Source organism: Pseudomonas sp. NBRC 111127 (assembly GCF_001320345.1).
Classification (GTDB): Bacteria; Pseudomonadota; Gammaproteobacteria; order Pseudomonadales; family Pseudomonadaceae; genus Aquipseudomonas; species Aquipseudomonas juntendi.
The window spans coordinates 1-7905 of sequence record NZ_BCBD01000216.1; the positions used below are offsets into that span (position 1 = coordinate 1).

7 protein-coding genes and 1 pseudogene are annotated in these 7905 nt (G+C 63.5%); 4 read left to right on the top strand and 4 right to left on the bottom strand.

Features of this window, described 5'->3' with window-relative positions:
- Positions 1 to 207, bottom strand: a pseudogene (locus APH30_RS29715) (hypothetical protein); the annotation flags it as partial.
- A 395-nt stretch (positions 208 to 602) separates the two neighbouring features.
- On the opposite strand from APH30_RS29715, the gene APH30_RS28455 reads away from it, so the two are divergent.
- Together APH30_RS28455 and APH30_RS28460 are read left to right on the top strand one after the other, a co-directional pair.
- Positions 603 to 881, top strand: coding sequence for a type II toxin-antitoxin system RelE/ParE family toxin (locus APH30_RS28455; protein ID WP_009681629.1), 279 nt, complete (start codon positions 603 to 605; stop codon positions 879 to 881).
- Between the two features lie 13 nt (positions 882 to 894).
- Positions 895 to 1179 carry a HigA family addiction module antitoxin gene (locus tag APH30_RS28460; protein ID WP_064314327.1) on the top strand — a complete coding sequence of 95 codons (285 nt, stop codon included), beginning with the start codon at positions 895 to 897 and terminating at the stop codon, positions 1177 to 1179.
- Positions 1180 to 1183: 4 nt separating this feature from the next.
- Here the strand turns inward: APH30_RS28460 and APH30_RS25200 are convergent, their stop codons facing one another.
- Positions 1184 to 2971, bottom strand: coding sequence for a monovalent cation:proton antiporter-2 (CPA2) family protein (locus APH30_RS25200; RefSeq protein ID WP_054914079.1), 1788 nt, complete (start codon positions 2969 to 2971; stop codon positions 1184 to 1186).
- Between the two features lie 186 nt (positions 2972 to 3157).
- A complete protein-coding gene (locus tag APH30_RS25205; protein WP_054914080.1) occupies positions 3158 to 4132 on the bottom strand; it encodes a GlxA family transcriptional regulator in 975 nt (324 codons plus the stop codon).
- Positions 4133 to 4312: 180 nt separating this feature from the next.
- Here APH30_RS25205 and APH30_RS25210 point away from each other — a divergent pair, with 180 nt between their 5' ends.
- Entirely contained in the window at positions 4313 to 4675 is a 363-nt protein-coding gene (locus tag APH30_RS25210; RefSeq protein ID WP_054914081.1) for an AraC family transcriptional regulator, read from the top strand.
- A gap of 72 nt (positions 4676 to 4747) precedes the next feature.
- On the top strand, positions 4748 to 5374 hold the full coding sequence (ycaC, locus tag APH30_RS25215) for an isochorismate family cysteine hydrolase YcaC (protein ID WP_054914082.1): 627 nt from the start codon (positions 4748 to 4750) through the stop codon (positions 5372 to 5374).
- A gap of 92 nt (positions 5375 to 5466) precedes the next feature.
- Here the strand turns inward: ycaC and APH30_RS25220 are convergent.
- On the bottom strand, positions 5467 to 7905 hold a 2439-nt coding region (locus APH30_RS25220), incomplete at its 5' end, for an ATP-binding protein (protein ID WP_156326676.1).

Below are 7905 nucleotides of genomic sequence, written 5' to 3' on the forward strand. Positions count from 1 at the left end.
TTCACTGACTGCATTCAGGTTGCACCAGAACAGGCTCTTGCCGGTTTCGCCCAGGTGTTCCAAGGCTTTGTAGCCACAGCCGTAAGCGCCCCGCGGGTACTGGGCGACATGCACCAGGGCGTCATGGGCGCAGATGCCCGGGTTTACGGCGAACAAGTGTGGGTGGCCAGCATCGCAGCGGTTGAAGGCGCGTTGGGCTGTGTCGGGCTGAACTGTAACGACCCATTTCCCCGCAGAAGGCCGAAGTTGTACGCGGGGTGGAAAACCGGTGGGCAGGCAAGCCGGTTGGCCAAACGGCTACACGCGCACAACTGCCATTACGGCAGCCCTTTATCACATCCGGGTTTCCATACCCGATCGCTGAACCGACAGCGACCCGGTGATCGTCAGGAGACAGGATGAGGGCGTTCAGAGCCCCCAGATTGGCGAGTGCCCCATTCCGCTTTGGGCAATTTCTGACAGTGAAAAAGGATGGCATGACGGCGCCATTGAGGAACGTCGAGAGCAAACTGGGCAACCCGGAAATCCTTCAGGAGTAACCCCATGTTCCGCTCCACTGCCAGCTTGAAAGGTGTAAGGCATGACCTTACACTAACCCTTCAATGATCAGAAGTTTCAGGCACAAGGGCCTGAGGCTGCTCCATCAGCAACGTGACACATCTGGGGTGCGTGCGGATCATGTCAATCGCTTGCGGCGTTTGCTTGCTTCCCTTGACGTAGCAAAAACGGCTTCAGATATGAATCGCCCTGGTTATCGTCTTCATCCCCTGCATGGAAAGCTGGAAAGCTTTTGGGCGGTGAATGTTTCGGGTAACTGGCGCCTCGTGTTTCGCTTCATTGGTACCGATGTGGAGCTTGTTGACTATCTCGATTACCACTAAGGAGGCCTCAGCCATGCCTATGTTTGATCCTCCCCATCCCGGGGAGTCATTGCGAGAGGATGTGTTGCCCGCAATTGGAATGAACGTCTCTGAGTTAGCTCGTCACCTGGGCTACTCACGGGGGCAGTTATCCACGGTGCTCAATGGGCGTGCCGCAATATCTGCCGATCTTGCTTATCGACTTGAATTGGCTGGCCTCGGTCCTGCCCGGCAGTACCTTGCCGAACAGGCGGCCTACGATCTTTGGCAAGCGGCCCACCGTGAGCATCCTAAGATAGAGCGGTTGATATATGCCTGATTGTTCAGTCCGCATCCGAATCAAACAACCGCTCCAACTCAACCCGCGCCTCCTTGGCCGTCTGCATCACCTTGGCCCGGTCATCGCGGACCTGCCCCTGGGCCACCAGCACTTCTTCGTCATGCTGGGTGAACCGTGCAATCCGGTCCGCCGCCTGCTCATCGCTCAAACCCAGCCCCACCAGCGCGCGGCGGGTCATCTCCAGGCTGGAATAGAACGTCTCGCGGATTGGCTCGGCACCCACATCCGCCAACTTGTGCACATGCTGACGGTTGCGCGCACGGGCCAGCACTTTCAGGTGCGGGTACAGGCGCTTCACCCGCTCAGCTGTGTGAATGGCAGCTTCAGGGTCATCGATGGTGATGATGAAGTACTCCGCTTCACCCACCTTGGCGGCATGCAGCACTTCCGGGCGCAGCGGGTCGCCGTAGAACACCGGCACCTGCTCGAACATACGAGTCATCTCGATGGCATCGACCGAGGTTTCCAGGGCAATGAACGGGATCTTCTGCGCGCGCAGGATGCGTGCAACGATCTGCCCCATACGCCCCATGCCGACGATTACCGCCCGAGGCGTATCCGTCTGTATCTGCTTGTATTGCTCAGGCACTTCACGCGCAGGTTGCGGCCGCTTGAGGGCGCGGGCGCAGGCAATCATCAGCAGCGGGGTAATGGCCATCGACAGGGTGATGGTCATCAGCAGCAGGTCGTAGGTCTGGGTGTCGAACAGGCCCTGGTCCTTGCCCAGCTTGAACACCACGAAAGCGAACTCGCCGCCGGCCGCCAGCACCATGCCCAGGCGTAGCGCGCTGGCGCCGCTCAGGCCACCGGCCAGGCGGCCAACGCCAACCAGCAGCACCAGCTTCACTGCCACCAGCAGCAGGGTCAGGCCCAGCACTACCAGCGGCATTTCCAGCAGCAGACGCAGGTTGGCACCCATGCCGACACTGATGAAGAACAACCCCAGCAGCAGGCCCTTGAAAGGCTCGATCTGAGATTCCAGCTCGTGGCGGTACTCCGAGTCCGCCAGCAGCAAGCCGGCGAGGAAAGCACCCAGCGCCATGGAAATGCCGGCTTCCTCCATCAACCAGGCGGTACCGATCACCACCAGCAGCGCAGTGGCGGTAGACACCTCTGGCAGGCCGGTGCGGGCCACCGTGCGGAACACCGGGCGCAGCAGGTAGCGGCCGCCGACGATCACCACGGCGATGCTGGCGAAGATCTGCAAGCCGTGTTGCAGGCTGTCGCCGTGGCTGGTGTCCGGCCCGCTGGCGGCCAGCAGCGGCACCAGGGCGATCAGCGGTATGGCGGCGATGTCCTGGAACAGCAGGATGGCGAAGGCCAGGCGGCCGTGCGGGGCATTGAGTTGCTTGCTTTCGGCCAGGCTTTGCAGGCCGAGGGCGGTGGATGACAGCGCCAGGCCAAGGCCGAGCACGATGGCCGCAGGTAGCGCCTGACCGAAACCGAACAGGGCAATGGCGCCGATCAGCACGCCGGTCAGCACCACTTGGGCGGTACCGACGCCGAACACGGCCTTGCGCATCAGCCACAGGCGTTTGGGGGACAATTCCAGGCCGATGATGAACAACAGCAGCACCACGCCCAGCTCGGAAATGTGCGCCACGCTCTCGGTATCGCGGATCAAACCCAATGCCTGCGGACCAATGACCACACCGGCCAGCAGGTAGCCAAGCACGGCACCCAGTTGCAGGCGCTTGGCCAAGGGCACGGCAAGGACGGCAGCGAGCAGAAAGATCACCGCGGTTTGTAGAAGGCTGCCTTCATGTGGCATGGGCTCGTACTCCATGAGCTGCCGGGGCAGCGTTCGAACGGGTTGGCGGACAATTCTGAGGGCTGGGGGTGGTGTTAGACAATCCGCCATCGGGGAGAAAGATTGTCCTGAAAAATGAGACAACCTGTGCAGCCCCTGTGGGCGCGGGTTTCCTCGCGAAGCGGCCCGCACAGGGAACACACTGACTCAGGCCCCACCAAACTGTGCCCGATACTGCGCCGGCGTCATGCCAATCCGTTCGCAGAACACCTTGCGCATGTGCCGGTCACTGCCAAACCCGCACTGCGCCGCCACCACCTTCAGTGGCAGGTCGCCGCATTCGAGCAACTGGCGGGCGCGGTCGATGCGCGCATTCTGCAGGTATTGCAGTGGCGTAATCCCCACCTCGCGCTGAAACGTGCGGGCAAAGTTGCGCCCGCTCATGGCCACCAGGTCGGCCATTTTCTGCACGGTGAAGGCCTGCTCGATATGATCGACGATGTATGCCTGCACCCTCGCCACTGGCGAGTCGTCGCGTGGCACTGCCGCCAGCAGCGGCCCATACGGCGTTTGCCCTCCTTGCCGGTGGCGCGCCACCAGCAGCACCTTGGCCACTTCCAGGGCCAGTGCCTTGCCGTGGTCTTCGGCGATAACTGCCAGTGCCAGGTCAATGCCCGCCGTGATGCCGCCAGACGTGATCAGGCAGCGATCGATGACATAGATCTGCTCGGTTTCCACCTTGGCCGCGGGAAACGCCTGCGCCAGGCGCTCCACGTAGTTCCAGTGGGTGGTGCAACGGTAGCCGTCCAGCAGCCCGGCCCGGCCCAGCAAAAATACCCCGGTACAAATCGCCCCGAACCGCTTGGCACTGCGCACGGCCTGGGGTAGCCAGCGCTCGAGCACTGGCAGCGCGATGTCGTACGCGCCAGGGCCACCGGGCACCAGCAGCAGATCCACGGCGGCAGGCAGGTCTTCCAGGCGTAGGTCGGCCACCACCTTCAGCCCGCACGAGCCACGCACCGCCGCCTGCCCCTCGGCCAGGGTGAGCAACCGGTAGCGCCGCTCGGCCGGCAGGAAACGGTTGGCGATGGCGAATGCATCCATAGGCCCCGTCACGTCCAGCAACAGCACATCGTTGAACAGCACCATGGCTACGGTGCGGTGGGCGGTTTTTTCCTGCATTGCTTTTCTACCTTGAATCCTGGGTGCGGCTGACGGCCTGTAACTGAATATGAAACGCATCTTATGGTAGCGGCAAACCCGCCAGGGCCAGCACCGCACAATTAAGAACAATTCAGCTTTGGCTCAGGACTTTGTCATGTGCCGGGGGTGAGACTTTCCCTACTGAACAGGAGAGTCGCCATGCACGACGGGACGCCTCAAATGCCGCTGCAACCCCCTGGGGCCCTGACGCCTGCGCGGTTGCGCCTGGCCAAGGAACTGATGCTGCGCAGCTCGCTGTCGATCATCGAGATCGCCGGCTTGTGCCACCTCACACGCAGCCATTTCTCCCGAGCTTTCAAGGTCAATACCGGGCTTTCGCCCCAGGCCTGGCGCCTGCTGGCACGCATGGAAAAGGCCAAGCGCCTGCTTGCCACCGAGGCGCCCATTACCCACGTGAGCCTGGAATGCGGGTTCTGTGACCAAGCCCACTTCACCCGTGCCTTCAGCCGCCTGGTCGGCCAGCCGCCGAATGCGTGGCGCCAGGCCCAGGCCTATTCTTAAGCCGGAGCTATTCACTGGTATAGCCCCCTGCGGGTAGTACCGCGCCGCTTTTCCAACCGAGGAGTCACCCCCATGAGCCAACCCGATTACAAGCGCCTGAACAAAGACGACGCCGTGGTACTGCTGGTGGACCACCAGACCGGCCTGATCTCGCTGGTGCAGGACTTCGCCCCCAACGAGTTCAAGAACAACGTGCTGGCCCTGGGTGACCTGGCCAAGTTCTTCGGCCTGCCGACCATCCTCACCACCAGTTTCGAGCAAGGCCCGAACGGCCCGCTGGTGCCGGAGCTCAAGGCCATGTTCCCGGACGCGCCCTACATTGCCCGCCCAGGCCAGATCAATGCCTGGGACAACGAGGACTTCGTCAAGGCGATCAAGGCGACCGGGCGCAAGCAATTGATCATTGCCGGCGTGGTCACCGACGTGTGCGTGGCCTTCCCGACTCTGTCGGCGCTGGCGGAAGGTTTCGAGGTGTTCGTGGTCACCGATGCCTCGGGCACCTTCAACCCAACCGTGCAGCAGGCAGCGTGGGTGCGCATGACCCAGGCGGGCGCGCAGATGATGAACTGGTTCTCGGTGGCCTGTGAGCTGCACCGCGACTGGCGCAACGACATCGAAGGGCTGGGCAGCCTGCTGTCGCAGCGCATACCCAACTATCGCAACCTGATGAACAGCTATGCGGCGCTGACGTCGCGCTGATTCAGCCCTGAACCGGCCTTGCAGCGGGTACACCCGTTTCTGCAGCGTGGTATGCGCAGGTGCGGGGTGCACCGTGAACAGGCCGGCACAGGCTAGCGGTCACTGACCGGCAGGGTGAAGCGAATCCGGCAGCCGCCCAGCTCCGACACCAACGCCTGCAACTGGCCGCCGTGGGCCTGTACCACCGAATTGCAGATCGCCAGCCCCATGCCCATGCCGCTGCCCTTGGTGGTGTAGAACGCATCGAACACGCGCTCGCGTTCTTCAACCGCAATGCCCGGCCCGTTGTCGTCCACACAGATCTCTACCTGCCCCGCAACTACCGCCGAGGCAATGCGCAGCACGCCATCGGCACGGTACCCCGCCAGCGCCTCCAGGCCATTGGTGATCAGGTTGAACATCAGCTGTTGCAACTGCACCGGGTCGGCCACCACGCTGACCCCCGCGTGCAAGTGGGTTTGCACCTGCACTGCACCCTTGGCGGCATCGGTCGAGGTCAGGCGCACCACCTCGCGGATCACCGCGTCCAGCTTCACCGCCTGGCGCTGCAGCGGTGCCTGCTTGGCCAGCGAGCGCAACGCCCGCAGGATGTTGGCAGCACGCTCGCTGTCGTTGCGGATGTCTTCCAGCCCGGCCATCGCTTCTTCCAGGTCGGGCTTTGCACGCTTCAGCCAGCGCAGGCTGGCGGCGGCATTGGCAGCGATACCCAGCAACGGCTGGCTTATTTCGTGGGCAATCGAGGCCGACAGTTCGTTCATGACTTGCAGGTGGGCAGTGCGCGCAAGCTCTGCGCGAGAATGACGCCGTTCCGCCTCTATCTGCGCCCGGCTCTGGTTGTCTTCGGCCAGGCGTGTGTAGAACTTGGCCGTTTGCAGTGACACCGCGGCCTGCGCCGCCAGGATCTCCAGCATGGCCAGGCGCTGGCTGCCGAACAGGCCGGGTACCAGGCGGTTTTCCAGGTACACCAGGCCGATCAGCACCCCCTGGATCACCAGGGGCAGGCACAGTACCGAGCGGGCGCCACGTGCCTGCAGGTCCTGGCGAAAGGCTTCGGGGCAATCGCTTTGGGCATCGCTGAGCACCAGCGGCTTGCGCGTACGCATGGTGGTGTTGATGACCGACAACGGCGCCTGGGTCATGAATTTCTGGCAATTGTCCATGTTCACGTGCAGCCCGGCATCGTCGATGTAGGCGAGGGCGGCCATCTGGAATTCGGCACCGCTGACGATCAGCAGCGCACCGTGGTCGGCGCCGGAGTGCTCGGTCAGGTGGCCCATCAGGGTTTCGATCAGGCCTTCCAGCAGCACCTCCTCGGACAGCGCTCGCGCCGCTTCGATACCGGCCTCGAGGTCCAGCCTGGCCTGCTGCGTGGCACGCTGGGTTTCCTGGATCGGCTGGGTGCGCAGGAACGGATGCAGGGTCTCGAGTTGCTGCACCTTGCCGGTTGCGCCCCAGATATGGAAACAATCGCGAGCGACGCGCAGGTGCAGGTTGGCACCGGAAATCAGACCGCTGGGGATGCACACTTCCGCCAGTTGCTCATGGGCCAGCGCCTGTTCGTGGATGAAGCCGGCAGCGGTGGCGGCGATCTGCGCCTGGTCGAAGCAACGAATGGCGGCCAGCCCGTCGCCCTCCAGCTTGGCGATCACCCCTTCGATCAGCAGCAATTTGTTGCGGAACGTGGCCGGGTTGAAGCCTGCCCAGTGAGCGAAGCGCTCACGCAATGCCTGTAGTGCGTGCAGCTTGTCGGCAAGGCTGCCGGGGGCCTCCGGGCTGCCCAGGAGCAAGCCACGGAACAGGTGATAGTCGGCCAGGTTGATGTGGGCCGGCGCGGCCCAGGCGTAGTCGCCGGCCCGCGCCAGGTTGGCCATGGCCTGCGTATGGTTGCCCAGGTAGAAGGCGCTCATGCCGGCGAACAGGTACTCGAAGAACCGTGTAATGGGCGAGTTCGAGGGTGCGGTCGCGGTCGTGCCGGTCGTGCCGCTGAGGGCGGCGACGAACGCTTGCTGGGCCAGCAGGGTCTGCGCCACCTCCAGGTAGCCATGCCGACGCGCGGTGGCCAGGCCCTGGGCGACTTCCTCGGCCACTTCCGGCAGGTAGCGGCCCATGATCAGCGAGTCGGAAACCAAGTGGTTGCAGGCATGGCAGCTCATGGCCAGGTCGCCGCTCAGGTGCGCCGAATCGACGGCCTCCAGGGCGGTGCGGCGGGCCAGCTCCATGGGCGACGTCCAGGCACTGAGCTGGTCCAGAGCGAGCAGCGCGCTGCTCAGGTCGGCCTCCAGGCCGTGGCGCTCGATCAGCTTGAGCGCCGCCAGGCAGCAACCATGGCCATCGTGATAGGCACCAAAACGCTCGGCGCACATCACCCCGTACCAGGCCAGGCCGTAGGTGCTCCCTGGCGCTACGCCATGCAGCAACGCCAGCTCCGTGAGCTTGGCCAGGTGCAGGAAACACAGGTCGTCCTGCACCAGGAAGGATGACGACAGGGTCGCCAGCAAACCCACTGCCAGTGCCACCTCTTGCGAGTCGGG

Excerpts from the sequence above, each read along its gene's own strand:
- APH30_RS28455 (WP_009681629.1), top strand. The coding sequence starts at position 603 with ATGATCAGAAGTTTCAGGCACAAGGGCCTGAGGCTGCTCCATCAGCAA.
- APH30_RS28460 (WP_064314327.1), top strand. The coding sequence starts at position 895 with ATGCCTATGTTTGATCCTCCCCATCCCGGGGAGTCATTGCGAGAGGAT.
- APH30_RS25200 (WP_054914079.1), bottom strand. The coding sequence starts at position 2,971 with ATGCCACATGAAGGCAGCCTTCTACAAACCGCGGTGATCTTTCTGCTC.
- APH30_RS25205 (WP_054914080.1), bottom strand. The coding sequence starts at position 4,132 with ATGCAGGAAAAAACCGCCCACCGCACCGTAGCCATGGTGCTGTTCAAC.
- APH30_RS25210 (WP_054914081.1), top strand. The coding sequence starts at position 4,313 with ATGCACGACGGGACGCCTCAAATGCCGCTGCAACCCCCTGGGGCCCTG.
- ycaC (WP_054914082.1), top strand. The coding sequence starts at position 4,748 with ATGAGCCAACCCGATTACAAGCGCCTGAACAAAGACGACGCCGTGGTA.